23 protein-coding genes are annotated in these 26,345 nt (G+C 64.7%); 7 read left to right on the top strand and 16 right to left on the bottom strand.

All coding sequences use genetic code 11. From position 1 onward, the window contains the following. Positions 1–156 precede the first annotated feature (156 nt). The 7 genes from sufA to ATB98_RS05955 all read right to left on the bottom strand — a co-directional run bounded on the left by sufA (position 157) and on the right by ATB98_RS05955 (position 7,305). The gene (sufA, locus tag ATB98_RS05985) at positions 157–549 is read right to left on the bottom strand and encodes a Fe-S cluster assembly scaffold SufA (RefSeq protein WP_066870488.1); all 393 of its coding nucleotides are present in this window, start codon (positions 547–549) and stop codon (positions 157–159) included. Positions 550–649: 100 nt separating this feature from the next. Next, positions 650–1,030, bottom strand: coding sequence for an SUF system Fe-S cluster assembly protein (locus ATB98_RS05980; protein ID WP_066870485.1), 381 nt, complete (start codon positions 1,028–1,030; stop codon positions 650–652). A 100-nt stretch (positions 1,031–1,130) separates the two neighbouring features. Further along, complete coding sequence (locus ATB98_RS05975; RefSeq protein ID WP_066870514.1) at positions 1,131–2,372, bottom strand: cysteine desulfurase; 1,242 nt, start codon at positions 2,370–2,372, stop codon at positions 1,131–1,133. 12 nt (positions 2,373–2,384) lie between these two features. After that, positions 2,385–3,662 (bottom strand): Fe-S cluster assembly protein SufD, encoded by a 1,278-nt coding sequence (gene sufD, locus ATB98_RS05970; protein ID WP_066870482.1) that lies wholly within the window; start codon positions 3,660–3,662, stop codon positions 2,385–2,387. Between the two features lie 22 nt (positions 3,663–3,684). Then, positions 3,685–4,440 carry a Fe-S cluster assembly ATPase SufC gene (gene sufC / locus ATB98_RS05965; protein WP_066870479.1) on the bottom strand — a complete coding sequence of 252 codons (756 nt, stop codon included), beginning with the start codon at positions 4,438–4,440 and terminating at the stop codon, positions 3,685–3,687. A 76-nt stretch (positions 4,441–4,516) separates the two neighbouring features. Then, complete coding sequence (sufB, locus tag ATB98_RS05960; RefSeq protein WP_066870476.1) at positions 4,517–5,986, bottom strand: Fe-S cluster assembly protein SufB; 1,470 nt, start codon at positions 5,984–5,986, stop codon at positions 4,517–4,519. Between the two features lie 152 nt (positions 5,987–6,138). Continuing rightward, positions 6,139–7,305 carry a cysteine desulfurase family protein gene (locus ATB98_RS05955; protein ID WP_066870473.1) on the bottom strand — a complete coding sequence of 389 codons (1,167 nt, stop codon included), beginning with the start codon at positions 7,303–7,305 and terminating at the stop codon, positions 6,139–6,141. A 223-nt stretch (positions 7,306–7,528) separates the two neighbouring features. Between ATB98_RS05955 and ATB98_RS05950 the strand changes: the two genes are divergently transcribed. Next, positions 7,529–8,206 carry an alpha/beta hydrolase gene (locus tag ATB98_RS05950; protein ID WP_066870471.1) on the top strand — a complete coding sequence of 226 codons (678 nt, stop codon included), beginning with the start codon at positions 7,529–7,531 and terminating at the stop codon, positions 8,204–8,206. Between the two features lie 97 nt (positions 8,207–8,303). Here ATB98_RS05950 and ATB98_RS05945 read toward each other — a convergent pair whose 3' ends face one another. Together ATB98_RS05945 and ATB98_RS05940 are read right to left on the bottom strand one after the other, a co-directional pair. Then, on the bottom strand, positions 8,304–9,503 hold the full coding sequence (locus ATB98_RS05945) for a GGDEF domain-containing protein (RefSeq protein WP_066870468.1): 1,200 nt from the start codon (positions 9,501–9,503) through the stop codon (positions 8,304–8,306). 101 nt (positions 9,504–9,604) lie between these two features. Beyond that, on the bottom strand, positions 9,605–10,768 hold the full coding sequence (locus ATB98_RS05940; protein ID WP_066870466.1) for an anhydro-N-acetylmuramic acid kinase: 1,164 nt from the start codon (positions 10,766–10,768) through the stop codon (positions 9,605–9,607). A 167-nt stretch (positions 10,769–10,935) separates the two neighbouring features. Between ATB98_RS05940 and tyrS the strand changes: the two genes are divergently transcribed. Next, entirely contained in the window at positions 10,936–12,189 is a 1,254-nt protein-coding gene (gene tyrS / locus ATB98_RS05935) for a tyrosine--tRNA ligase (protein ID WP_066870463.1), read from the top strand. A gap of 137 nt (positions 12,190–12,326) precedes the next feature. Here the strand turns inward: tyrS and ATB98_RS05930 are convergent, their stop codons facing one another. Beyond that, positions 12,327–15,713 carry a YhdP family protein gene (locus ATB98_RS05930; protein WP_066870460.1) on the bottom strand — a complete coding sequence of 1,129 codons (3,387 nt, stop codon included), beginning with the start codon at positions 15,711–15,713 and terminating at the stop codon, positions 12,327–12,329. Positions 15,714–16,073: 360 nt separating this feature from the next. Here ATB98_RS05930 and ATB98_RS05925 point away from each other — a divergent pair, with 360 nt between their 5' ends. From ATB98_RS05925 to ATB98_RS05905, 5 genes are all read left to right on the top strand, one after another. After that, a complete protein-coding gene (locus ATB98_RS05925; protein WP_066870457.1) occupies positions 16,074–16,541 on the top strand; it encodes a peroxiredoxin in 468 nt (155 codons plus the stop codon). 12 nt (positions 16,542–16,553) lie between these two features. Beyond that, complete coding sequence (locus tag ATB98_RS05920) at positions 16,554–17,381, top strand: ferritin-like domain-containing protein (RefSeq protein ID WP_066870511.1); 828 nt, start codon at positions 16,554–16,556, stop codon at positions 17,379–17,381. Positions 17,382–17,471: 90 nt separating this feature from the next. Next, complete coding sequence (locus ATB98_RS05915; RefSeq protein WP_066870508.1) at positions 17,472–18,788, top strand: M23 family metallopeptidase; 1,317 nt, start codon at positions 17,472–17,474, stop codon at positions 18,786–18,788. Between the two features lie 200 nt (positions 18,789–18,988). Beyond that, positions 18,989–20,476 (top strand): DEAD/DEAH box helicase, encoded by a 1,488-nt coding sequence (locus ATB98_RS05910; protein WP_066870454.1) that lies wholly within the window; start codon positions 18,989–18,991, stop codon positions 20,474–20,476. Between the two features lie 10 nt (positions 20,477–20,486). After that, positions 20,487–20,894 (top strand): NUDIX hydrolase, encoded by a 408-nt coding sequence (locus ATB98_RS05905; RefSeq protein WP_066870451.1) that lies wholly within the window; start codon positions 20,487–20,489, stop codon positions 20,892–20,894. A gap of 216 nt (positions 20,895–21,110) precedes the next feature. Here ATB98_RS05905 and ATB98_RS05900 read toward each other — a convergent pair whose 3' ends face one another. The 6 genes from ATB98_RS05900 to ATB98_RS05875 all read right to left on the bottom strand — a co-directional run bounded on the left by ATB98_RS05900 (position 21,111) and on the right by ATB98_RS05875 (position 26,345). Beyond that, positions 21,111–21,428 (bottom strand): TfoX/Sxy family protein, encoded by a 318-nt coding sequence (locus tag ATB98_RS05900; protein ID WP_066870448.1) that lies wholly within the window; start codon positions 21,426–21,428, stop codon positions 21,111–21,113. A gap of 4 nt (positions 21,429–21,432) precedes the next feature. Then, positions 21,433–23,046: an NTP transferase domain-containing protein gene (locus tag ATB98_RS05895; RefSeq protein ID WP_066870445.1), complete on the bottom strand. Its 1,614-nt coding sequence runs from the start codon at positions 23,044–23,046 to the stop codon at positions 21,433–21,435. After that, complete coding sequence (locus ATB98_RS05890; protein WP_066870442.1) at positions 23,043–23,747, bottom strand: XdhC family protein; 705 nt, start codon at positions 23,745–23,747, stop codon at positions 23,043–23,045. Before ATB98_RS05890 ends, ATB98_RS05895 begins: the two co-directional genes overlap by 4 nt. Before the next feature lie 3 nt (positions 23,748–23,750). Further along, on the bottom strand, positions 23,751–24,083 hold the full coding sequence (locus ATB98_RS05885) for an XdhC family protein (RefSeq protein ID WP_066870437.1): 333 nt from the start codon (positions 24,081–24,083) through the stop codon (positions 23,751–23,753). Positions 24,084–24,156: 73 nt separating this feature from the next. Continuing rightward, positions 24,157–25,413: a vWA domain-containing protein gene (locus ATB98_RS05880; RefSeq protein WP_066870433.1), complete on the bottom strand. Its 1,257-nt coding sequence runs from the start codon at positions 25,411–25,413 to the stop codon at positions 24,157–24,159. A gap of 2 nt (positions 25,414–25,415) precedes the next feature. Beyond that, the gene (locus tag ATB98_RS05875) at positions 25,416–26,345 is read right to left on the bottom strand and encodes an AAA family ATPase (protein ID WP_066870430.1); all 930 of its coding nucleotides are present in this window, start codon (positions 26,343–26,345) and stop codon (positions 25,416–25,418) included.

Genomic DNA, 26,345 nt, shown 5'->3' with positions numbered 1-26,345 from the left:
TTTTGTGGCTGCTGCTGGCCTGGCTCAATAGCGGCGCAAAAGCCCGCGCCGTTTAAGTCCGCTTATTGTTCACGGCCGACGTGAGAGGCCCGGCGCCTACAACGACAAAAGCCCGGAGCGATCCGGGCTTTTCACTTTCCTGCTCGCGAGGACCCGTCAGTTCGCGCGAACGACCGGATTGCCCTCGGCCGCGAGCGCGGCCAGGTCGGCGGGCTTCAGCTCGACCGATTCGCCGCAGCCGCAGGCCGATGTCTGATTGGGATTCTTGAAGGTGAAGCCGGAGCGCAGCGGCGTGACCTCGAAATCCATCTGGGTGCCGAGCAGGTAGAGCACCGCTTCCGGCGCGACCCAGACCTTGGCGCCCTGATGTTCGATGAGGTCGTCCTTGGCATTGGGCTCGGTCACGAGGTCGACGGCATATTCCATGCCGGCGCAGCCGCCCCTCTTGATGCTCAGGCGAATTCCCTTGGCCTCGCCGCCGGCATTCTCGACGATCGACCGCACGCGGCCGGCAGCGGCATCGGTCAGGCTCATTACGGCAAAGCCCATAGGCTTGGTCTCCTTCACGCCGCCGGGTTCAAGGCCCGGCGCTTTCCAGATATGAATGTAGTGCCCGCAAGTTAACGGATCAATATGGGGCCGGCCGCGCTCAGTACCAGCCGAGCGCCACCTGCGCCTCTTCCGACATGCGGTCCGGCGTCCACGGCGGGTCGAAGGTCATCGTCACCTCGACGCCCGAAACGCCCTCGACGGCGCCGACTGCATTCTCGACCCAGCCCGGCATTTCGCCGGCGACCGGGCAACCGGGAGCGGTCAGCGTCATCTCGATCTTCACCATCCGGTCGTCCTCGATGTCGATCTTGTAGATGAGACCGAGTTCGAAGATGTCGGCCGGAATCTCCGGGTCGTAGACCGTCTTCAGGGCCGCGATGATGTCGTCGCTGAGGCGCGCCAGTTCCTCCGCGGGAATGGCCGAATGCACGATGCCTTCGCGGACATCGACCTTTTCTTCCGTTGCACCGAGACTCATGTCGGCCTCCTTAGAGCATTTTGCAGCCAGGCGGATTCACCTGACGTCGCACAAATGCGGCAAACAAACAGATAGAGCGGTGGCGCGAGCGCATCCCGCTCTAGGCGAAGAACTTGCGCGCGTGGTCCAGCGCGTCCGCCAGCGCGTCGACCTCGGCCCGGGTATTGTAAAGGCCGAAGGACGCCCGGCATGTGGAGGTGACGCCGAAGCGTCTCAAGAGCGGCTGCGCGCAATGGGTGCCGGCCCTGACGGCGATGCCGGCGCGGTCGATCACCATCGAGACGTCATGCGCGTGGATCCCGGCGATCTCGAAGGAGAAGATGCTGCCCTTGCCGGGCGCGTCGCCGAAGACCCGGAGCGAGTTGACCGATGACAGCCGTTCGCGCGCGTAAGCGGTCAGGTCCGCCTCATGCGCCCGGATCGCCTCGCGGCCGATCTCTTCCATGTAGTCGAGCGCATAGCCGAGCCCGATCGCCTGGACGATCGGCGGCGTGCCCGCCTCGAAGCGGTGCGGCGGATCGTTGTAGGTGACGCGGTCCTCGGTCACCTCCTCGATCATCTCGCCGCCGCCCATGAAGGGACGCATCTCCTTCAACCGCTCCGTCTTGCCGTAGAGCACGCCGACGCCGGACGGACCATAGAGCTTGTGCCCGGTCATGACATACCAGTCGCAGTCGATGTCCTGTACGTCGACCGGCATGTGCACCGCGCCCTGGCTGCCGTCGACGAGCACCGGGATGCCGCGCTCGCGGGCAATACGGCAAATCTCCTTGACCGGAACCACGGTGCCGAGCGCATTCGACATGTGGGTGATGGCGATGAGCTTCGTCCGCTCCGTCAGGCACTTGACGAAGTCCTCGATGTGGAATGCGCCGTCGTCGTCGACCGGTGCCCAGACGAGCTTCGCGCCCTGGCGTTCACGGATGAAGTGCCAGGGCACGATGTTCGAATGGTGCTCCATGATCGACAGCACGATCTCGTCGCCCTCGCCGAGCTTCGGCATTCCGTAGCCATAGGCGACCGTGTTGATCGCCTCGGTCGAGGACTTGGTGAAGACGATATTCTCGGCCGACGGCGCATTCAGGAAGCGTCGGACCTTTTCGCGCGCACCTTCATAGGCTTCCGTCGCGGCGTTCGACAGGAAATGCAGGCCGCGATGGACGTTGGCGTATTCATTGGCATAGGCATGGGTAACCGCGTCGATGACGGCTTGCGGCTTCTGCGCCGATGCGCCGTTGTCGAGATAAACAAGCGGCTTGCCGTAGACCGTCCGCGAAAGGATCGGGAAATCCTTTCTGATCTCTTCGACGTCATAGGCCGGCACCGGCACAGTGTGTTCCATGTCCTTGTCCAATCAGGCGTGTTTTTCGAGCCAGGCCGAGATTACGCCTTCCAGCGCCTCGACCAGCGCCTCGTCGTCTTCCAGCTCCTCGACGATCTCGGCAACAAAGGCGTTGACGAGCATCGCCCGCGCCTTCTTCTCCGGAATGCCGCGGGCGAGCATGTAGAAGAGCTGCGTATGATCGATGTCGGCGACGGTCGCGCCATGGCCGCACTGAACGTCGTCGGCGAAGATTTCCAGCTCCGGCTTTGCCGACATGTCGGCTTCGTCCGAGAGCAGCAACGTGTTGCAGGCCATCTTCGCATCGGTCTTCTGCGCGTCCTTCGCAACCAGGATCTTGCCCTGGAACACGCCCCGCGCGCGATCGAAGATGACGTTGCGGATGATCTCGCTGGAGGTCGTATGCGGCACCGCGTGGGTGAGCGTGAAGGTCACGTCCGTGTGGCTCTCGCCGCCGAGCAGATTGATGCCGCGCAGCGTCAGGTCGGCGCCCTCGCCGCTCGCCCGGCCATGCAGTTCCTGGCGCACCAGCTTGCCGCCCGCGTTGATCACGAAGATGTGCAGCTTGGCATCCTTAGCGAGATCAAAGCGGATCTGGCCGAGATGGGTGTCGGCCGGGCCCTGCTGCTGCACGACGATCCAGATCACATCGGCGCCTTCGCCAAGCGTCACGTCGCTGACCGTGGAAACGAAGCTCGCCTCCGCGCTCGTCGACACATGGCGCTCGATCACCGTTGCCTTGGAGCCGGCGCCGAACGAGACCGGAAAGCGCGTATGCGCCTGCCCGTGGCTCTGCACCACCTGGATTTCGATCGGGGCCGCGAATTCGGCACCCTCGGCAATCGCGATTTCGAGGCCGCCGCGCACGAGGCCGCCGTTGATCCGTCCGATCGCATCGTCCGCGCCGAGTATGGCGAGGCCGGCCGCTGCCGATCCGTCGACCAGGCTGTCGGTGTAGGATCGGGCCTTGATGCCCTCGGGAACGCTCTTGAGATCGGCCTGGCCGTTGCGCACCGAAAGCACCGACGAACCCGGAACGATTGCCTCGACGCGATCGGCGAAGGCGGAGGGATCGGCGGCAGGGACGTCCCGCAGCAGCGTACGCAGATCCGTGTAGTGCCAGGACTCGATGCGCCGCGTCGGCAGGCCGGCGGTCCTCAGTTCATGGACGAGCGTGTCGCGCAGCGACAATACGGCTCCGTCGCCCGGCAGGTCGCCGATCTGCGCGCCATAGGCATCGACCAGCGCCGTTTCGGCCGCCGTCATCTTGATCGCCTGTTGCATATTCATTCGAACACTCCTTCAACAGGCGTCAGGCCGCCGCCTCGATGATATCGGCATAGCCCTTGGCTTCCAGTTCATGCGCCAGCGTCTTGTCGCCCGACTTGATGATCTGGCCCTTGTAAAGAACGTGAACCGTATCCGGGACGATATAGTCGAGCAGGCGCTGGTAGTGCGTGATCACGACGACGGCGCGATCCGGCGAACGCAGCGCATTGACGCCGTCGGCGACGACCTTCAGCGCGTCGATGTCAAGACCGGAATCGGTTTCGTCGAGAACGCAAAGCTTCGGCTCGAGCAGCGCCATTTGCAGGATTTCGGCGCGCTTCTTCTCGCCGCCGGAGAAACCGACGTTCAGCGGACGGCGCAGCATTTCCGGCGCGATCTTCAGCTCGGCGGCGGCTTCCTTGACGCGGCGCATGAATTCCGGCGTCGTCAGCTCGTCTTCGCCGCGATACTTGCGCTGTTCGTTCATCGCCACCTTGAGGAACTGCATGGTGGCGACGCCGGGGATTTCGACCGGGTACTGGAAGGCGAGGAAAATGCCCTTGGCCGCGCGCTCGGACGGGTCGAGCTCGAGGATGCTTTCGCCGTTGTAGAGAATGTCGCCCTCGGTGACTTCGTAGTCTTCGCGCCCCGAGAGAATGTAGGAGAGCGTCGACTTGCCGGAGCCGTTCGGTCCCATGATGGCGGCAACTTCGCCGGCCTTCACGGTCAGGTCCAGGCCGCGGATGATCTCGGTGCCGTCTTCGGCAATGCGTGCATGCAGGTTCTTGATTTCAAGCATTTCAAATCGTCCTCTTGGGCGAACAGTTATCGCGCGCTGATCCCGTCGCGCGCCGTTTCAATAATCGGGCCTGGATTTAGCCCACCGAGCCTTCCAGCGAGATGCCGATCAGCTTCTGCGCCTCGACGGCGAATTCCATCGGCAGTTCCTGGATGACTTCCTTGACGAAGCCGTTGACGATCAGCGCGATCGCCGCCTCTTCCGGAATGCCGCGCTGCAGGCAGTAGAACAGCTGGTCCTCGGAGATCTTCGACGTCGTCGCCTCGTGCTCGAACTGCGCCGTCGAATTCTTCGCCTCGATATAGGGCACCGTGTGGGCACCGCACTTGTCGCCGATCAGGAGCGAGTCGCACTGGGTGAAGTTTCGGGCGTTCTCCGCCTTGCGGTGGGCCGAAACCTGACCGCGATAGGTGTTGTCCGAAACGCCGGCGGCGATGCCCTTCGAGATGATGCGGCTCGACGTGTTCTTGCCGAGATGGATCATCTTCGTGCCGGAGTCGACCTGCTGATGGCCATTGGAAACCGCGATCGAGTAGAACTCGCCGCGCGAGCCGTCGCCGCGCAGGATGCAGGACGGGTATTTCCAGGTGATCGCCGAACCGGTCTCGACCTGCGTCCAGGAGATCTTCGAGTTCTTGCCGCGGCAATCGCCGCGCTTGGTGACGAAGTTGTAGACGCCGCCCTTGCCGTGCTTGTCGCCCGGATACCAGTTCTGCACCGTCGAATACTTGATTTCGGCGTCATCGAGCGCGATCAGCTCGACGACTGCGGCATGAAGCTGGTTTTCGTCACGCTGCGGCGCCGTGCAGCCTTCGAGATAGGAGACGTAGGCGCCTTCGTCGGCAATGATCAGCGTGCGCTCGAACTGGCCGGTGTTCTTCTCGTTGATGCGGAAATAGGTCGAGAGCTCCATCGGGCAGCGCACACCCTTCGGCACGTAGACGAAGGAACCGTCGGTGAAGACGGCGGAGTTCAGCGTCGCATAGAAGTTGTCAGACTGCGGCACGACGGTACCGAGATATTTCCGGACCAGATCCGGATGCTCCCGCATCGCCTCCGAGATCGACATGAAGATCACGCCGGCCTTCTTCAGTTCTTCCTTGAAGGTGGTGACGACGGATACCGAATCGAACACCGCGTCGACGGCGATCTTCGACTTCTCGACGCCCGCGAGAATTTCCTGCTCCCTCAGCGGGATGCCGAGCTTCTCATAGACCTTGAGCAGTTCCGGATCGACCTCGTCGAGCGACTTCGGCCCCGACATGCTCTTCGGCGCGGCGTAGTAGTGAATGTCGTTGAAGTCGATCTTCGGATAGCGGACACGCGCCCAACTCGGCTCTTCCATGGTCAGCCAGCGGCGATAGGCCTGGAGGCGCCATTCGAGCATCCATTCCGGTTCGTTCTTCTTCGACGAGATCAGACGGATAATATCCTCGTTGAGGCCCTTCGGGGCCTTGTCCATCTCGATCTTCGTCTCGAAGCCGTATTTGTACTGGTCCACGTCGATCTGGCGGACCTGATCAATGGTCTCCTGCACGGCAGGCATGTCGCTCTCCAATCTCGCCGGATCCAAGGTCCGGCAGCTTGTCAACACGATGCGGGTTCGCGCACCGCTTATGTAATGGCTAAAAGGCGGTTTTCACCCCGTTTGCCAAGCGGAAAATTGCTTTTCCGCAATTTCGTTCAATCCCCGCGCACTCAAGCGGCCTGCCCGGTCGAGCGCCGCCGCGCAGCCACCTTGGCGAACACGGCAGCACAACGATCGATCTCCGCTTGCGTGGTGGACGCACCGATCGAAAGACGCAGGGCGCCCTGTCGCGGATCATAGCCCATCGCCGTCAGCACATGACTCTGTCCAACCTTGCCGGAAGAGCATGCAGACCCTGCCGAAAGGGCCACACCTTCCAGATCGAACGCAATCTGGCCCGTCTCCGCCTTCAAGCCGGGAAGCGTGAAGAAGGTGGTATTGGCGATGCGCGGCGCGTCGCGACCATGGATCACCACGTCCGGCGCGCATTCCAGCATCTGCACCTCGAGCCGATCGCGCAGCGCGGCAATTGCGGCCGTGCGAGTGTCGAGGTTATCGGCGGCCACCCGGGCAGCGGCCGCGAAGCCTGCGAGCGCCGGAGCATTCTCCGTGCCGGAGCGATGACCCTTTTCCTGGCCGCCGCCGCGGATCAGGGGCGCCGGCATCATGACCTCACCGCGGGCGACGAGTGCGCCTGCCCCCTTCGGTCCGCCGATCTTATGCGACGAGACGATGAGGAAATCGGCGCCGAGCGCCTCGATCGAGAGCGGCAGGCGACCGGCTGCCTGCACCGCATCGACGACCAGCAGGCCACCATGCGCGCGCACCATGGCCGCGACTTCGGCAACAGGCTGGATGATGCCGGTCTCGTTATTGGCAAGCATGACCGCGACCATCGGCAAACCGCACTGGCGATCGTGCGCCTCAAGCAATGTCTTGAGTGCCGCGCAATCGAGGACGCCGGCCGAGGTGACCGGTATCTCGCTGACGTCCTCACGTCGGAAACGCCCGCCCTCGCGCACGGCCGGGTGCTCGATCGCGGAAACATAGAGCTTGCCGATCCTGAGCGGCGTGCGCCCCATGCGGAAATCCGGAGTCAGCACCATGTTGGCCGCCTCGGTCGCGCCGCTGGTGAAGGTGACCGCGGCGGGCTGCGCACCGCAGAGCGCGGCGACATCGCGCCGGGCGCTTTCGATGAGAGCGCGTGTCGCGCGCCCTTCGCCGTGCACCGACGACGGGTTGCCGATATGGTCGAGCGCGGACAGAAGGGCCTCGCGCGCTTCCGGCAGAAGCGGCGCCGTCGCGTTCCAGTCCATATAGATCCGCTGTCCCGACATTGCTTCCTTCGCCCGCGCGAACGGCTCATCCCTATGAGCTACGCCGTTGCATTTTCCTTGAATTCTCCGCGCCGCTTGCCTTATGAGACGAAGCGCATGCGGAATGTCCGCACCGAAGTTTTGAACGGTTCTAAAGTAGGTTTTAGAAAAGCTGACTGCTTTAGTCAAGACAGCTCGGCGCTAAGAACCAAGATTTTGAACCAGAAACATTCCCGGAGAGCCAATGCCCGAAATCATCTTCAACGGACCGGCCGGTCGCCTCGAGGGCCGTTATCAGCCTTCGAAGCAGAAGAGCGCACCGATTGCGATCATCCTGCATCCGCACCCGCAGTTCGGCGGCACGATGAACAACCAGATCGTGTACCAGCTCTTCTATATGTTCCAGAAGCGCGGCTTCACCACCTTGCGCTTCAATTTCCGGGGCATCGGGCGCAGCCAGGGCGAGTTCGATCACGGCGCCGGCGAGCTTTCCGATGCGGCTTCCGCGCTCGACTGGGTGCAAAGCCTTCATCCCGATTCGAAGAGCTGCTGGGTCGCCGGCTATTCGTTCGGCGCCTGGATCGGCATGCAGCTCCTGATGCGCCGTCCGGAGATCGAGGGCTTCATGGCCGTAGCACCGCAGCCGAACATCTACGACTTCTCGTTCCTGGCGCCCTGCCCCTCGTCCGGCCTGATCATCAACGGCGATGCCGACAAGGTCGCGCCGGAGAAGGACGTCAATGGCCTCGTCGAAAAGCTCAAGGCGCAGAAGGGCATCCTCATCACCCACAAGACGGTGCCGGGGGCGAACCACTTCTTCAACGGGCAACTCGAGACGCTGATGGCGGAATGCGAGGACTATCTCGACCGCCGCCTGAACGGCGAACTGGTGCCCGAGCCCGCCGCCAAGCGCATCCGCTGAGTAGCGGGTCCACCCCATCGAAAAGCCCGAAAATCGCTACCGGTTTTCGGGCTTTCTCTTTTCGCGTGATGGCGCGAACGCAGGGGGCGCATTTTGCTCAAAGTCTGCCGGCCCATTGGGAAACGGCGGGCGTGACGACCTGCGCCGGGGGCTCCGCGCACTCCACCCGGTTTCGCCCGGCCGCTTTGGCGGCGTAGAGCGCCTTGTCGGCCCGTTGCATCGCCACCTCCAATGGCTCGGCCGGCGCGATCATGGCAACGCCGAAGCTTGCCGTGATCGCGGCCGTCTCTGGAAGGCCGGCAATGCGGGTCGAGGCGATCGCCGCGCGCATCCCTTGAGCAAGCACGCGCGCGTCCGCCAGGCCGACGCGCGGAAGGAACACCGCGAACTCTTCGCCTCCAAGGCGCCCCGCGGTGGCGTGACTCGGCATGAGATCGAGAAGCACGCACGAAAACTGCCGGATCACCTCGTCGCCGGTGTGATGGCCATAGGTGTCGTTGACCGTCTTAAAGCGGTCGAGATCGGTCATGATCAATGAACCGGGCCCGGCAGCGCCGCCGCTTTGCAGGAGTGGCGCGACACGCTCCATGAAGCCGCGACGATTGCAGAGACCGGAGAGCGCATCGATTTCGGAACTGGCGCGGGCCTCGTCTACTATGTCCTTGACCATGACGCCGAGAATCGCCAGGCCCGCGGCGACGATCAGCATCGCCCCGAGCGCCTGGGAAATGAGTGCGAAGGGGCTTTGAAGGTAATCTGCCGCCGTGGCGCCGGAGCCGGCGGCGATCGCCGCATAGATCTTCACGAGGAAATAGATCGCGGTGAGTGCGAGCAGGCAGAAGAGGACCCTGTCGGCAAAGGATCGACGCCGCGAGCGGATGATCACCGAGGCGGACCAGGCCTGGATGAGGAAGAACGGCATCTGGTAGAAAAAGGCGTGCTGCAGGGTTCCGCGCGGAAGGTCGTAGATCAGGAGATCGACGATCACGGAGCCTATGAAGAAGGCCGCGAGGGCGGACGGCTTCGCCGGCACGCCGTAGAAAAGCCCGAGACCGAAGCGAAGCAGACTGAAGCCGCCAAGAACGCTCGCAAAGGCGCCGATGGCGAAAAGCCGCGGCACCGGCGTGAACGGCAGGACTGTCTCGCAAATCGCCGAGAGTGACGCCACCGCGAAGCCCGCGGCACACCACAACGCCGGTCGGCCGGAGCGGCTCTTCATTGCGATGACGAGAAAGGCCGCCACGAAGATCTGGGCAATGATGAAATTCACCGCCAGAAGTGAAATCGCACCACCCATCGCGATCCGAAACCCTCGCCTGAGATCATTGAAGCCGCGGAAGCCCCTCCGCCGGCCAGTCCAGGTTAAGGACGGCGCGCGAAGAAACCATTAACCGACCTTTATTTCGATCCGCCATGCGCATGCAAGCCGTCTGCCGGCCTGGGCGCAAGGCGGCCGCCGCTGACCGGCCGGCTGACGCCTGTCGTGCCGGGATAGGTCAGGGGCAGGCCGTTGAGCGATCTGACGGCGAGATAGGCCCAGGCTTCCGCCTCCATCGAATCGCCGTTGAGGCCGAGCGCTTCAGCCGCAAGCACGCGGGAGCCTTCCGCCTCTGCGAGCGTGCTCAGGTCGCGCATGATGACCGGGTTGAGCCGGCCGCCGCCGCAGATGACGAAAGTCTTCGGCGCCACAGGAAGATGGCGGGCGGAGCGCATGATCGCGGCCGCGGTCACATAAGCGAGCGTGCGCGCGCCATCGTCGAGGCTGGCCTCGTTGCCCGTGGGCGGCGCAAAGTCGTTGCGGTCGAGCGAGCGGCGTTTCTCCGCAGCAAAGAACGGATGCGAGAGATAGCGATCGGCGAGTTCCGGCAGGACGCTGCCCTCGCTCGCGATCATGCCGCCCTGGTCATAGGGAATGCCGGCATGGGCCTCGACCCATTGGTCGATCAGGGTGTTGCCCGGGCCGCTGTCATAGGCGACGAGCGCATCGCCGGCGCCGATGAAGGTGAGATTTGAAATGCCGCCGATATTCACGAAGGCGACGGGCGCGGCGATCTCTCGCCTGCCGGACAGGCCGCGCGCGAGCGCCGCGTGATAGGCCGGGATCAGCGGCGCCCCCTGGCCGCCATGCGCCATGTCGTTGGCCCGCATGTCGTGGACGACGTCGATTCCGGTTTCCCGTGCCAGCAGCCGGCCGTCGCCGATCTGCACCGTCAGCCCCTCGTCGGGGCGATGCAGCACGGTCTGGCCGTGAAAACCTATTACATCAACGTTCTCCGGCAATATTTTGTTTTCACGCAGGAAATCGCGGACTGCATCCACGTGGCTGAGCGTCAGGTCGCGCTCCAGATCGGAAAGCGTTCCCGGCCGTTCCTCGCGCCTGCCAATCGACCTGGCATCGTCGAGACCTTGCTTCAGCCGATCACGGAAGCGCGCGTCATAGGCATATCCGGCCGACGGGCCGCGTTGAACGATGGTCTCGCCATCCGTCCGCAAAAGCGCGACGTCGATGCCGTCCATGCTGGTACCGCTCATCAGCCCGATCGCCGTCAACAGCTTCGCCATGCAACTCCTCCGCGGATGATCTGAACGGAACTGGCAGAAGCCCGAAGGCCCTGCCTTTTCGCTTCAGCGTTCATAGCAAAACGGCGGCCAAGCAAAAACGTGCACTTTCAAAGAAACAGTGATAAAGGCCGGCCGCAGACGTTCTACCCAGCCGAAAGAAACAGGTTATGTCCGAGTTCAAGTCCGACTTCCTCCATACCCTCAGCGAACGCGGTTTCATCCATCAGACCTCGGATGATGCCGGCCTCGATAAGCTGTTCCGTACGGAAACCGTGACTGCCTATATCGGATTCGACCCGACGGCGCCGAGCCTGCATGCCGGCGGGCTCATCCAGATCATGATGCTCTACTGGCTGCAGGCGACCGGGCATCGCCCGATCTCGCTGATGGGAGGCGGAACCGGCATGGTTGGCGATCCGTCCTTCAAGGACGAGGCGCGCCAACTGATGACGCCGGAAACGATCGACGCCAACATTGCGAGCATCAAGACGGTCTTCTCGAATTACCTGCGCTATGGCGACGGTCCCACCGACGCCTTGATGATCAATAATGCCGACTGGCTTCTGGGCATCAACTATCTCGAATTCCTGCGCGACGTCGGCCGCCACTTCTCGGTGAACCGCATGCTGTCGTTCGACAGCGTCAAGACGCGGCTCGATCGCGAGCAGTCGCTGTCCTTCCTCGAATTCAACTACATGATCCTGCAGGCCTACGACTTCGTCGAACTCCACAAGCGCACCGGATGCCGCTTGCAGATGGGCGGATCGGACCAGTGGGGCAATATCGTCAACGGCATCGATCTCGGCCATCGCATGGGGACGCCGCAGCTCTACGCCCTCACCTCGCCGCTGCTGACGACGGCTTCGGGCGCGAAGATGGGTAAATCGGTCAACGGCGCGATCTGGCTCAATCCGGATATGCTCGGACCCTACGAGTTCTGGCAGTACTGGCGAAACACCGAGGATGCCGACGTCACGCGCTTCCTCAAACTCTACACCACGCTGCCGATGTCGGAGATAGACCGACTGTCGAAGCTCGGCGGCTCCGAAATCAACGAGGTGAAGAAGGTCCTCGCAACCGAGATCACCGCCATGCTGCATGGTCGGGCGGCAGCAGAGCAAGCGGCCGAAACGGCGCGCAAGACCTTCGAGGAAGGCGCGCTGGCCGAAAACCTGCCGTCGGTCGAAGTCCCTGCCCCTGAGCTCGAGTCGGGCCTCGGCCTGCTGACGCTCCTGGTGCGCGCCGGCCTTGCCGCCTCGAACGGCGAAGCGCGCCGGCACGTCCAGGGCGGCGCCGTCCGCATCAACGACGACCAGATCAGCGACGAACGTCGGATTGTCGCAAGCAGCGACCTCACCCGCGATGGGGTCATCAAGCTGTCGCTCGGCAAGAAGAAGCACATGCTCGTTCGGCCCGTCTGACGGACGCGCCAACCGCAACAGCCACAGCATTTTGCAAGTCAGGTGGAATCACCTGACGTCGAAACAATGAATAGAGCGGCGGCGCGAACGCATGTGAGCGTATCCCGCTCTAACGGCCGGCCGAGCGCCGGCCTTTTTCATTGAAACTCGAAAATGTTGCGGAAGACCCCGGGCGCTATGATCGACAGGGGGTTGATCGTCAGGTGCGGTTGGTTGAACGGCCCCGTCAGCTTGAACGTGATGCCGAGCAGGCCACGGTCGCGGCCATTGCCGAGCAGCACGCCGATCAGCGGCAGTTCGCCGAAGAGCCGGTTCAGCCCGTAGGCCGGCATGAACGTGCCCGTCATGTCCATCCGCCCATTGCCGTCGCGAACCGTCCCCTGGAAAGTCGCGCCGACGTCGACACCGCGAAGCACGCCGCTGCCGACGTGGATCGTGCCACGGTCGAGAAGCAGCTGCGCGTAACCGCGTTCAAACTGGGCGGTGCTGACGTCGATATTGCGCCGCACCGCCTGATTGAGGCTGCGTCCGTCCTGCCCCGCCGGGGTCGAGACCATCGATTGCAGCTTCTGTTCGCCGACAAGGGAGAACTTCCTGATGTCCACCGTACCGCGCCAGGAGTTGGCGCCGCGATCGCGCAGCCGCAGATTGAGGAGACCGCCGCGCATGTTGCGGTAAATGTCGGTGAAGCGCGCGAAGGCACCCGCATCGCTTGCCGTCACCTCGAGCGTATTGTCGGCTCCGGCCTTCACGAGCCGGGCGACCACTGCCTGCCCGCTCGCCGTAAGGGCCGAAAGATCGATGTCATCGATCTGCTGGCCGCGTCTCGAATAGGTGAAGCTCACATTCGAGAGGATCTCGCCGTTAAATCCGGTGACGCGATCGAGCCGGGCATTAATCTTCACGTCACCGCCGTCCGCAGAGCCGGACTGGTCCTTCACCCGGGCAAGCGCCGGCCTGATATCCGCCGCCGCACCGTTCAGCACCACCGCGTAGCCGCCCTTCCTGCGATCGACGGTGACGGCGAAATCGTCGCCGCTCGCCAGGCGAACCCCGTCCAAACGGGCCGATGCGAGCCCTGCATCATCGACCCGCAGCTCACCGGCGGCGCCGAACCCCTCTCCGGAGAGGTTGAAGTCGCTGATCTCCGTGATGCCCTCCGCAGCCTTTACGGTGAACTCGGCCTCGGCGGCAATGCCGGCTCCTTTGCTCCAACCGATCCATGGCAGCGACAGCGAGGCCTTGCCGAGATTCGCCTTGACGGACTGGCTGCCGTCCTCGGCGAGCGATACGTCGACGCCGACGGGCCCGCTGACGATTCCCGATAGCGCAGGGGCGATCTTCGCGCGCGCGGCGTCGTCGAGCGTCCCCGAGATTTCGCGCGTCCTCTTCACATCCGCCTTGGCATCCACCGGTTCGGTGAGCGCGATGCGCATCTTCGCGCCGTCGATCAGGGCGTCTGCCTCGAGCACGGCCCGCGCATTGTCGATCCGCATCGTTCCGGCGAGATCGGCGATCGAACGCCCGGCGATCGGCCGGTTGACCGTGACATCCTCGAGCTGCATTTCCACCTGCCACAAGGGCGCCGGCGGCTTCTGGTCCGCTATGAGGCCGAAGCGTGCGCCGACCAGGGCGGTCATCGGTCCGGTGAAATCCTCCGGGACGAAAGGCGTTTTCTGCAGCGCCTGAATGGGCCTGTAGCGCACGAGCTCCGCTATGGCGTCGGCCTCGCCCGCGACCTCGATCTTCATCTCCGCCATGAGCGGCTTGGTGTAGACGTCGGGAATGATGAAATCGCCGCCGTTCAACGAAACCGAGCGCCCCGACGGGAAAAAGGCGGCGCCCTTTCCGACGGCCACGGACATCCGCTCGCCGCTCAGCGTGAAACGGCCGGATGTGTCGCGCAGCGGCGGAATTTCGCCGGCGATGTTGATGCGCGTATCGTCGATGGCGAAGTTGATGTTGAGCTCGTCTTCGTTGAGCTTGAGCTGGCCTCCGCTGTTGGCGATGCGCCCCTCGGGGATCGAGACCTCGATGCTCGCGTCGCTTACCGTGCCGCCGAAGAGATTGCCGATCGCCCAGCGGCGCGCGCCCTTGGCAAGCCACCAGGGCCACAATTGCTTGACGGCCGTCGCATGCATTCTGTCGCTGAGCGCGGCGAAACTGATCTGCGGCGACGTCTTGCCGAAGGCGACCGAAAGCGAGCCGGCCATGGAGCCGAGCGGGCTCGATATTGCGAGCTGGTCGAAGATCAGCCGATGCGAATCGGATTCGAAGCGCCCGTTCGCCTTGGCGTCGAAGGTGAGCGGACGCTCCTGCACGTCCACCGGGGCGGAATTTGCATCCTTGAACAGGAGATCGATCGCAAATCCCTTGCCGCCGGGCCTGGCGATCCTGTCGAGGTCGATCAAGGCACCGGTGAAGGGAAAGGTCGAATGCCCGATCCGGACCTCCGACGGCAGGATCTCCACCGAGGCGCGCTCGAAATCATAGGAGACGTTGAGCTCCGACGGACTGAGGGCGGAGACGAGCCCGCCGGCGTGGAACGAACCTTGGGAAGTCCTGACGGCGACCGCGAGCGCCGGTTTCTCGCTGTCCCGCGCCCGCATCGCTTTCAGAGAGACATCGGCGGTTGCATCTATGCCGAAAGCCTCTTCGTTCCCCGACTTGCCATGGTGAAGAAACGGCGAAAGCGGCACGGCACCGAGCGTCGCCTCCATGCCGCTAACGCGCCCTTTGTCGCCGAAGGCGCGCGCCGAAAGATGGGCCTCCAGGCCGTCGACCGCGACGGTGCCGTCGACATGTATGGCTCCAGCCGGATCGCGGCTGAACGCCAGCGTTCTTATGTCGACCGGGACGGTTCGCCCCCGCGTTCCGGTGACCGACAGAGAGAAGTCGGAAAGCTCTACGGTTTGCGTCCTGCCGCTCGCCGTCAGCCGCGACATCCTGTCGACATGCTCGAACAGGCGTTCGAGCGCCATGCCGACGTCGGCAATGCGGATTGCCGTCAGGTCGATGGGATCGCCGCGTGGCAGCAGGCCGGTATCGAGTTCACCGCCTTCCGCTTCGAGCCTCGATACTGCAATGCGTCCCGTGATCAGCGCCAGCGGATCGAGGGCAATGGAAACGGCACCGAGCTTGGCGATCGGACGGCCCGAGTCGGCCTCGTTCAGGGTCACGCCGCGCGCCTTGAGCGCCAGCGCGCCGCTGGCCGTCACCCGAAGGACGGTGTCGTCGACATCGGCGCTGTAATTGCCGCCGAGTGCCCCGTTCAGCGCCGCCCGCGCCCGATCGTTCAACGGCCGGTCGACGAGCCCGCTTTCGATCACCGCGACGAGCGACGCGGCGATGACGAAGACGAGGAGCGAGCAGCAAAGGAGGATTCTGCCGCAAAGCCGCAGCGCGCCGCCCGGCCGCGGCGTGTGCACGATGACCGGGTCATGGGCCTGCGCCGAGGGCAGCGCATCCAGCGCGACGATGTCTTCCTTGCGAAAGCAGACCCTTTCGCCACGGATATCACTCATCTGCGCCGGCGTCCTCGACCTGGTGCCGCATTTGCATGTTTCCTGTCAGCCCGCTACAGCGCCGCGCGTCTTATCAGACGCGCAAAGGTCGCTGTAGCACTTTGAATTGCTGCATGTGCTGTTTGCCCCATGTAGATCACAATTCGCCGAACCGAGTCACCACGCCTCGCCTCTCATGCTGTGGAAAGCGCTGGGACAGTTCTGTTTCTTCTTGTGCGAAGCATCGGCAATGGCTCGTAGCCACGAAAGCCGTCCGGCACCTGTCGAAACTATCACAAATGCGCTGGACGGGCTCCGACGATCTTCGATATGCCCTATCTGCGGAATGTCCACAAAACTTGGCGTAAGAAAGGTTTAATCATGGCAGGATTGGGACCGGGTGATGTCGCCCCGGATTTCGAGCTTCCCCGCGACGGCGGCGGTTCGATCTCGCTCGCCGCGCTGCGCGGCAGGCCGGTGGTGCTGTTCTTCTATCCCAAGGACGACACCAAGGGCTGCACCGAAGAAGCCATCGCCTTCTCGGCCCTTGCGGCGGAATTCGAAAGCGCAGGCATTGCCCTCGTCGGCATATCGCCCGATTCGGTCCGGAGACATGACCGCTTTGCCAAGAAGCACAACCTCGCGGTCGCTCTTGCGGCGGACGAGGCGAAGGACGTGGTCAATGCCTATGGCGTCTGGGTCGAGAAGAGCATGTATGGGCGCAAATACATGGGCGTCGAGCGCACGACCTTCCTCATCGATCCGGCGGGTGTGGTCGCCCGCGTCTGGGCGAAGGTCCGCGTCGCCGGCCATGCCGATGAGGTGCTGGCCGCCGCCAAGGCCCTTTGACGGGGTTTGGCGATGACCAGGCTTCCGCCATTCCACAGCCTGCGCGGGGCGGCCGTCGAAGCCGTCCGCGCGGCCGACCTTGCCGTCAAGACGGAGCTTGCGCAGGAGGCCGCGCGGCGCTGGCAGGCGCGAAAGCTGTCGCTGCGCTCGCCGCTCGATCGCCCCCTTCCGGAGCGGCCCGGCCGCCCGGAAAGGCCGGTCCTGACGCCGCCCACCCAGGTCAAGCGGCGATCGCTCGGTTCGCTCAAGGGGCGGATCGCGCTCCTCCACGCCATCGCCCATATCGAATTGAATGCCGTCGATCTGGCCCTCGACATCGTCGCCCGCTTCGCCTCCGAGCCCGTGCCCAATTCCTTCTTCGACGGATGGATGCAGGTCGCCTTCGAGGAGGCCAAGCATTTTCGCATGGTGCGGCAGAGGCTGAACGATCTCGGGGCGGACTATGGCGACCTGCCGGCGCATGACGGCCTCTGGCAGGCGGCACACGACACGCGCAACGACCTCACCGCCCGCCTCGCCGTCGTCCCCCTGATCCTCGAGGCGCGCGGCCTCGACGTGACGCCGCCGCTGAGGGCGAAGATGCGGGAGACCGGCGACGAGGAAAGCGCCGCGGTGCTCGACGTGATCTACGAGGACGAAAAGGGTCACGTCGCCGTCGGGGCGAAGTGGTTCCGCTTTCTGTGCGCCCGGCAGAAGAAGGACCCCGCCGCAACCTTCCAGGCGCTGGTGCGGGCGAACTTCCGCGGACCGCTCAAGGCGCCGTTCAACGACATTGCGCGGGCGGAGGCGGGCCTGACGCCCTCGTTCTACCGGTCGATGACCGCGTCCACCAACATCTGACCTGGCGCCCGCGCAAGCCTTTATTAACCCTAATAAAGTGTAATCAGCCTCGGGCAACGCGAGTGGGTTCGCATCGGCGGGGGTGATGTGGTGTCTGTACGTTCAGCAAACGGCGCCTTCGGCATGCGCAGGCAGAGCCATGTCCTGATCCTGGCGAGCGGCGACAAGGTGAGGCATATGACGGTGCGCCCCTGGACGGTGGCGCTTGCCGCGTCCTTCGCCGGCGTCTTTGCCATCGGCTATCTGGCGGCCACCACCTACCTCGTGCTCCGCGACGACCTCATCGGCGGCACGATCGCCCGTCAGGCGCGCATGCAGCACGATTACGAAGACCGAATCACGGCCCTTCGGGCGCAGGTCGACCGCGTGACGAGCCGACAGTTGCTCGATCAGCAAGTCGTCGAGGAAAAAGTCGAGAAGCTGCTGCAACGGCAACTGGCGCTGACCTCGCGCAGCGGCAGGCTCGGCCTGCCGGCGGAGAACGGCGAAGCCATCGGCCAGGAGGCGGCCCTGCCCGCAACGGAGCCCTTGGCCTACGAAGAACGCACCAGCACGCATGAAGGCATCGGGGCGATCGAGAAGATCATGGGCATCACGGGCGAGGATGGCGCAGCGTCCGGCGGTCCCGCGGTCCTCGGCTATGCACCCGCCGCCGCCGCGCCGGGCAGCGGCGAGAGCGTTTCGGACCGGACGGATCGGCTATTCTCGAAGGTGACGCTGTCGCTGAAGGGCATCGAACGTGACCAGATGGCGCATGTGCGGCAGATGACGAGCAGCGCCCGCAAGACGTCCGAGGCCATCAGGACGATCGTCGAACGCACAGGCTTCAGCTTCCCGGCGGCTGCCGAAGCGTCCAGCGTCGCCTCGACGGAAACGGGAATCGGCGGCCCCTTCGTGGAGCCGCAGGAGGAGAACCGGTTCGAGCAGTCGCTGGTCGCCCTCGACGGCGCCCTCGTCGAACTCGAGCGGACGCGCGACGCGGCCCGAAAGCTTCCCCTCGCCAATCCGCTTCCGGCAAGCGACGTCACCAGCAGTTTCGGAAATCGCCAGGATCCCTTCCTCGGCCGCCTGGCGCTCCACGCCGGAATCGATTTTCGCGCGCCGAGCGGGACGCGCATCCGCTCGACCGCAGCGGGGGTTGTGACCGCGGCGGGACCGGCGGGCGGATACGGCAACATGGTCGAGATCGATCACGGCAACGGCGTGTCGACCCGCTATGCGCATCTGGCGGTCGTCCTTGTCAACGTAGGCGACCATGTTGAGGCCGATCAGGTCGTCGCCAAGTCGGGAAGCACCGGCCGGTCGACCGGGCCGCATCTGCATTACGAGGTCCGGCTGAACGGCGAGGCCGTTGATCCGATACGGTTCCTGCGGGCCGGCGAGAAGCTCGCCGCCTACCTCGACTGACGGCCGCCGGGGCCGGCCGTCACCGTTCCCGCGCTTGACAAGAAAAGCAACAGATTCGCAGCCATTTACCTTCCGACACGTCAACGTGCTGGATTTCTTGACTTTCGACGCCTTTCGTCTTAAGAGCCCGGCCACGTGGTGGTGCATTTCCCATCTATCGATCAGTGTTCTATTGAACCGGAACGGAAACAGTTTCCCCTTTGACCAATTTTGCTGACCTTGGCCTGAGCCAAAAAGTTCTCTCCGCAGTTACCGATGCGGGCTATGCAACGCCGACGCCCATTCAGGCTGGTGCCATCCCGCCGGCGCTGCAGCGGCGCGATATTCTCGGCATCGCGCAGACCGGAACCGGAAAGACCGCGTCCTTCGTGCTGCCGATGCTGACCCTTCTGGAGAAGGGCCGCGCCCGTGCCCGCATGCCGCGCACGCTGATTCTCGAGCCGACGCGCGAGCTTGCCGCACAGGTCGCGGAGAACTTCGACAAGTACGGCAAGAACCACAAGCTCAACATCGCGCTGCTGATCGGCGGCGTTTCCTTCGACGAGCAGGATCGCAAGCTGGAACGCGGCGCGGACGTCCTGATCTGCACCCCCGGTCGCCTGCTCGACCATTTCGAGCGCGGCAAGCTCCTGATGACGGGCGTCGAGATCCTGGTGATCGATGAGGCCGACCGCATGCTCGACATGGGCTTCATCCCGGATATCGAGCGCATCGCCAAGCTCATCCCCTTCACCCGGCAGACGCTGTTCTTCTCGGCGACGATGCCGCCGGAGATCCAGAAGCTCGCCGACCGGTTCCTCCAGAACCCCGAGCGCATCGAGGTGGCCCGGCCCGCCTCGACCGCGGCGACGGTGACGCAACGTTTCGTCGCCGCGCATGCCAAGGATTACGAAAAACGTGCGGTGCTCCGCGACCTCATTCGCGCTCAGGAAGAGCTGAAGAACGCGATCATCTTCTGCAATCGCAAGAAGGACGTCGCCGAGCTCTTCCGTTCGCTCGACCGCCATGGCTTTTCCGTCGGCGCGCTGCATGGCGACATGGACCAGCGCTCGCGCATGACGATGCTGGCCAACTTCAAGGATGGCAACATCAAGCTGCTCGTCGCCTCCGACGTCGCGGCGCGCGGGCTGGACATCCCGGATGTCAGCCACGTCTTCAATTTCGACGTGCCGATCCATGCGGAAGACTATGTCCATCGCATCGGCCGCACGGGTCGTGCCGGCCGCTCCGGCGCTTCCTTCACGATCGTCACCAAGCGTGACACCAAGTTTTCCGACGCCATCGAAAAGCTCATCGGCCAGAAGGTCGAATGGCTGAAGGGCGATCTTTCCGAATTGCCCGAACCGATGGAGAGCCATGAAGGCCGGCGCGATCGCGGCCGCGACGGCCGCAAGGATCGGAGGAAAGACGCGGAACGCCCCGGCAGGGCGCGCGGCGATCATAAATCCGAAACCGCGCGAATCGACGCTGCGGCTGAACTCGAGCCCGTTGCGGAAAGGACCGATGCGGTGAAGACGGAACGCAATGCCGACAGCAAGCAGGGCCGTCCCGGCCGCGCCCAGAATGCCGCCAACGACGACAATCGCGATCGCCGCAACCGCAACCGCCGCGATTATGACGATGGCCCGACCCCCGTCGGCTTCGGCGACGAAATCCCGGCCTTCATGCTGATCGCCGGCAAGGCCTGACCGCCGAGACATGGCAGCCCCCGGTATCGACTTTCCCGGTCTCGGTTGCGGTCTGGCGATCCTGCGCGACGGCAAGATCCTCCTCTGCCGCCGCATGAAGGCGCCGGAGGCCGGACACTGGAGCATCGTCGGCGGCAAGGTCGATCACATGGAGCGCTCCGAGGACGCCGCGCGGCGCGAGGCGGAAGAGGAAAGCGGCCTCTCCATCCATTCGACGCGCTTCCTCTGCCTCAGCGAACAGATGATCGAAGCCGACCGACAACATTGGATCTCGCTGATCTATGTGACCGAGGATTTCTCCGGCGAGCCGCAGCTCACCGAACCGGACAAGCTTTGCGATATCGGCTGGTTCGATCTCGCCGCCCTGCCCCAGCCCCTGTCGCGCTTTGCTGCGGACGCGGTGCGCGCGCTTGGCTGATACAAGCCAGAGCGTGGCACGACCATTGGCGGATCGATGTGCCTTGAGCCATGCGTGGAGCACCATCGGCTATAATAGGATTTTCCCCTCACCCCGGCCCTCTCCCCGCTCGCGGGGATAAGGCGCGAAGTCAGCGCCGCGAGTCCCCTTCGCCCCGCCTGCGGGGAGAAGGTGCCGGCAGGCGGATGAGGGGCAGAAGCTGGACAGACGCCCGAACTATTTTTTCGCCCGCAGCGCCGCCCCATAGGCGATTCGCACCCATCGGGCCATCTCGTCCGGATCGTCGAAAGCGGGTTCCGGAATGCTCCAGTAGGGCATCTTCACAGGCTTGCCCTTGCCATCGTAGCTCCATTGGCGGCCGCCGGCCTCTTCGAGCTCCGGCGCCGATTCGGCGTCGCCTTTCAGCAGGATTTCGCCGTTCACTTCGACCGCAAGGATAATGCCGTCGAAATAGATGCCCTTGCCGCCGAACATGCGGCGGATCTTGACCGGGCCAAGGCTCTCGAACATCTCCTCGATCGCCGCATTGTCCATCGCCTCACTCCCTCAACACCCCGCCGGCCGCCACTATCTCCTCGGGCGTATCGAGGTCAAGGCGCGCGGCAGCACCGAGTTCGACATCGAGGACCGGCAATCCCGAACGCTCGACGATGTGCCTCGCTCCTACATCCCCGACAAGCTGGCGCACCGCGGCGAAGGTTTCCCTCGGCAGGATGACCGGATTGCCGCGCTGGCCCTCGGCGACGGCGCGCACCACCGCATGGCCCGATTCGGCCTCGAAAGCCCGGACCAGCTTCACGAGGTGTTCCGACGTGATGCCCGGCATATCCGCGAGCATCACGAGCATGCCGCCGGCCCCGGCGTCGAGGGCGGAAAGACCCGCCACCAGCGACGTGGCCATCCCGCTCGCGTAGTCGGGGTTTGAAACGAGCGTCACCGGCAGCCCGGCGAGTGCCGCCCTCACCTCCGCTTCCCGATGGCCGGTGACGACGACGACCCTGCCTGCGGCGGCAAGCGCCGTCTCGGCGGAACGGCGGACGAGCGGAATGCCGTCAAATTCGGCGAGAAGCTTGTGGTGGCCCGCGGGTCCCATGCGGCTCGCCCGTCCGGCTGCCAGCACGACGATCGTGACGGGCCCGGGCCGATCGCGGGCGGCCATCTCGCGCGGTTGCGGCCGTGTCGGGATTTCCTTGAGCAGGCCGCCGACGCCGAGTCCGGTTATATCCGCGGGGCTCGGCCATTCGCCTGCGAGCAGCCGGTCGAGAACCCAATCGAAGCCGTTCTCTCTCGGGCTCCGGGCACAACCCGGCGCGCCGAGCACGGGAATGTCACCGAGCCGGCCGATGACGAGCAGATTGCCGGGATCGACCGGCATTCCGACATGCTCGACGACGCCGCCGGCGCTGCGGATCGCCGCCGGCACCACGTCATCCGGATCGGCGACCGCCGAAGCGCCGAAGACGACGATCAGGTCATGCGCAACCTTGAGCTCGGCAATGGCCGCGGCGACCGCCGCCTCCCAATGCGCCACGCGACGTTCGGTAACGAGGCGGCTTCCCGACTGCAGGAGCCGCGCGGCGAGGACGGCGCGCGTCTTGTCCATCACCTGGGGCTTGAGCGACGGCAACTCCGTTGCGATCAGGGCGGCACGGCGCGGCGTGAACGGTTTGACCTCGAAGGCCCGCTCGGCGCGGAGGATGGCCGCGGCGCGCTCCACGAAAACCCCCGGCACGGCGAGCGGAATGATCTTGATCGTCGCGACCATGTCACCGGCCTCGACCGACACGTGGTCGGCGAGACAGGCGAGCGTGATCCCCGGATCGATCCGGTTCAGCCTGTCGACGACCGCGCGGCTGGCGACGAAAAGGCCGGCGGCGGTGGCATAGACGTTGACGCGACCCGTCGCTGCCGGCGAAAAACGCAGGTGGTCCGGGGCGATCGCGCCGGCAATCCGCGCGGCCGCCTCGTCCTCGGCAAGATCGCCCGCATCAAGCCGGGCGACGACGACCTCCGCCACCTCCGCTTCGGCAAGCGCGGCGATATCGGCGGCGCGGAGACGGTGGCCCTTCGAGAACTTCAGCGTCCCGGCTCTCACCGAATGCGCCAGGAGTGTCCCTTCCGCATCGGCAAGCGGCACACGGCCGAACCTCATGCCTTCCCTCCCTCTCCACCGAGATCGCGGCGGCGCAGAGCCTCGATGATTTCCGCCAGGACGGCGACGGCGATCTCCGCCGGGCTCGATGCGCCGATGTCAAGGCCGATCGGTGCCCTGATCCGCTCGATCGCCTCGGCGGCAACGCCGGCCTGCCGCAGCCGCTCGACGCGGGCGGCATGGGTTCTGCGGCTGCCGAGCGCGCCGACATAGAAGCATTGAGCCTGCAGCGCGGCGCGGATCGGATAGTCGTCGATCTTCGGATCGTGGGTCAAAGCAGCAAGCGCCGTATAGCGGTCGAGCGGCCGGGCGGCGAGGACGTCCTCCGGCCAGTCCGCCAGAAGTTCGACGCCTTGAAAGCGCTCGGCAGTCGCAAAGGCGGTGCGAGGATCGATGATCGCCATGTCGAACCCGGCGACGGGAGCGAAGCGGGCCAGGGCCTGCGAGATGTGGACGGCGCCGATCGCGACGAGGCGCGGCGGCGGCAGGTGAACGTTGAAGAACAGCGACCGTCCCTCAATCGTCAACGGCCCCGGCCGACCCGTCAGGAACGCTGCGGAGATCGCCTTTGCCAATTCTGCCGGAAAACTTGTCCCCTCGAGAAAGACCCGGGCAGTCCCGTCGGAGAGGTCGCTGACGACGACGGCCGCCCGTCGCGCTGCGCGTGCCGCATTCAGTGCCTGGAGAGCGGAGAGTTCCATCGTTCAGCCGTCAATAGGTTCGACATAGACGCGGATTCGGCCGCCGCAGGAGAGGCCGACGCGCCAGGCCGTTTCGTCGGCAACGCCGAATTCGAGCATTTTCGGCTTGCCCGATGCGATCACGTCCGCCGCCTCGGCGATCACCGCCCCCTCGACGCAGCCCCCCGAGACCGAGCCCTGGAAGTTGCCCTCGCTATCGACGACCAGATGGCTGCCGGCCGGCCGCGGGGCAGACCCCCAGGTTTCGATCACGGTGGCGAGCGCCACGGCACGGCCCTCGCCGCACCATTCTTCCGCAACCTTGAGCGGTTCGAGAACGTCTGTTTCACTCGGCATCGGATGCACTCCGGTTCATAGCTTTAGATCGCGACGATTCTCGTTCGAAGCAACCCACATGATCGTGATCACCCTACCGCTCGCCCCGCGCTCCATTCAGGAAACGCCGCGGATCGGCGTCACGGGTCCTGCGGCCCGAGAGGGACTGCACCAGTTCGGCGACGGACTCGAGATTGTGCACCGCGCGAAATTCGTCGACATGCGGCAGCATCGCCCTGACGCCGCGAGCGCGTGCCTCGAAGCCATCGAAGCGCAGCAGCGGGTTGAGCCATATGAGGCGACGGCAGGAGCGATGCAGGCGGTCCATCTCGAGCTCCAGCTCCGCAGTGTCGTCGCGCTCGAGCCCGTCGGTTATCAGCAGGACGACAGCCCCCTGCCCGAGGACCCGGCGCGACCAGCGGCGATTGAACGCGCGAAGCGTCTCGCCGATGCGCGTGCCGCCGGACCAATCCTTGACCGCCGCCACGCATTGGTCGAGCGCCTCGTCGGGGTCGCGGTTGCGCATCTGCCGGGTGACGTTCGTCAGCCGCGTGCCGAAAAGAAACGTGTGGACCCGCTGGCGCTGCTCCGTCAATGCGTGCAGGAAATGCAGGAAAATGCGCGTGTACTGGCTCATCGAGCCGGAAATATCCGCAAGCACGACGAGCGGCGGGTGGACGCGTCTCGGCTCGCGAAAACGCGGCAGGATGAACTCGCCGCCAAGGCGCATGGCGTCGCGCATGGTGGCCCTGGGATCGATCCGCACCGGCCTCTGCGAGGCACGATGGCGGCGCGTCCTGACAAGATCGAGTGGCAGCAGGAGCGATGACAGCGCCTTTCTTGCCTCGGCGATTTCCGCGGCGGTCATCTGCGCGAAGTCCGCCTTGCGAAAGAGTTCGCGGCCCGAGACCGTATGACGCGCATCGATCTCGATTTCCGGCGTTTCCCGCGGTGGCCGGGCATCGTCCCGCCCTGAAAGGAGCGCGTCGCTGACGCGGGCCTCGCCGGCGCGGCGCCGATCTTCTCCAGGCCGTTGAGGCGCGACGGGCGAAAGGAGGGCGATCATCCTGTTGACGAGATCGCGCGACCGCCAGAAGAGTCGAAATGCCTCGTCGAACACGGCCTGGTCTTCATGGCGCTTGACGAAGGTGCATTGCAGCGCCGCGTAGAACTCGCTGCGCGAGCCGATCCCGATCAGGCCGACGGCGTCGATCGCATCGGCGACCGCCGCCGGTCCGATCCTCATTCCCGCACGCCTGAGCGCGCGGGCGAAAAAGACGATGTTGTCGGCGAAGCGCCCTTCGCCTGGCGGCGCAAGGTCGATGGCATCGGTGCGCGGCTTGCCGGTCATCGTCAACCCTCAGCCAGCAGCTCCGCCTTGGCCTCGGCGAGCAGTCGCCGGCCCTCCTCGCCTTCGATCCTCGAAATGTCGTCCTGGTATTTGAGAAGCGTGCCCAGCGTATCGGCGACCGTTTCCGGATCGAGCGCCAGCGCATCGAGCTCCGTCAGCGCCGTCGCCCAGTCGATCGTCTCCGCCACGCCCGGGTTCTTGAAGAGATCGACGGATCTGAGCTTCTGAACATAGGCCACGATCTCGCGCGAGAGCGTCGCGTTGCAGCCCGGCACCTTGCGGCGGATGATCTTGAGTTCCTGCGCCGCCTTCGGATAGTCGACCCAATGATAGAGGCAGCGCCTCTTAAGCGCGTCATGGATCTCGCGGGTCCGGTTCGTCGTGATGATGACGATCGGCGGTTCGCGGGCCTTGATGGTCCCGAGTTCCGGAATGGTGACCTGAAAGTCCGAAAGCACCTCCAGGAGAAAGGCCTCGAAAGCCTCGTCGGCACGGTCGAGCTCGTCGATCAGGAAGACCGGCGCGCGTCCGACAGTCGTCGAGATCGCCTGCAGGACCGGGCGGCGGATGAGGAAGCGCTCGGAAAAGATATCGCTCTCGATCCTTTGCCGGTCGACCATGCCGGTCGCCTCGGAAAGGCGGATTTCCAGCATCTGCGCCGGATAGTTCCATTCATAGACGGCGGAGGCGACGTCGAGGCCCTCGTAACATTGCAGCCGAATCAGCGGGCGATCGAGCGCGTCGGCGAGAACCTTGGCGATCTCCGTCTTGCCGACGCCAGCCTCGCCCTCGAGGAAGAGCGGCCGCTTCATTCTGAGTGACAGGAAAAGCACGGTCGCGAGCGCGGTTCCGGCGAGGTAATTCTGCGCCTCCAGCATCGCCATCGTCTCGTCGATGGAGCGGGGCAGCTTTCCTGTCTCGTGTCTCGCCAT

Source organism: Sinorhizobium saheli, from assembly GCF_001651875.1.
In the GTDB taxonomy this organism is placed as follows: Bacteria; Pseudomonadota; Alphaproteobacteria; order Rhizobiales; family Rhizobiaceae; genus Sinorhizobium; species Sinorhizobium saheli.
The sequence above is the reverse complement of the archived record's forward strand: the minus strand, read 5'-3'. Positions and strand labels throughout refer to the sequence as shown.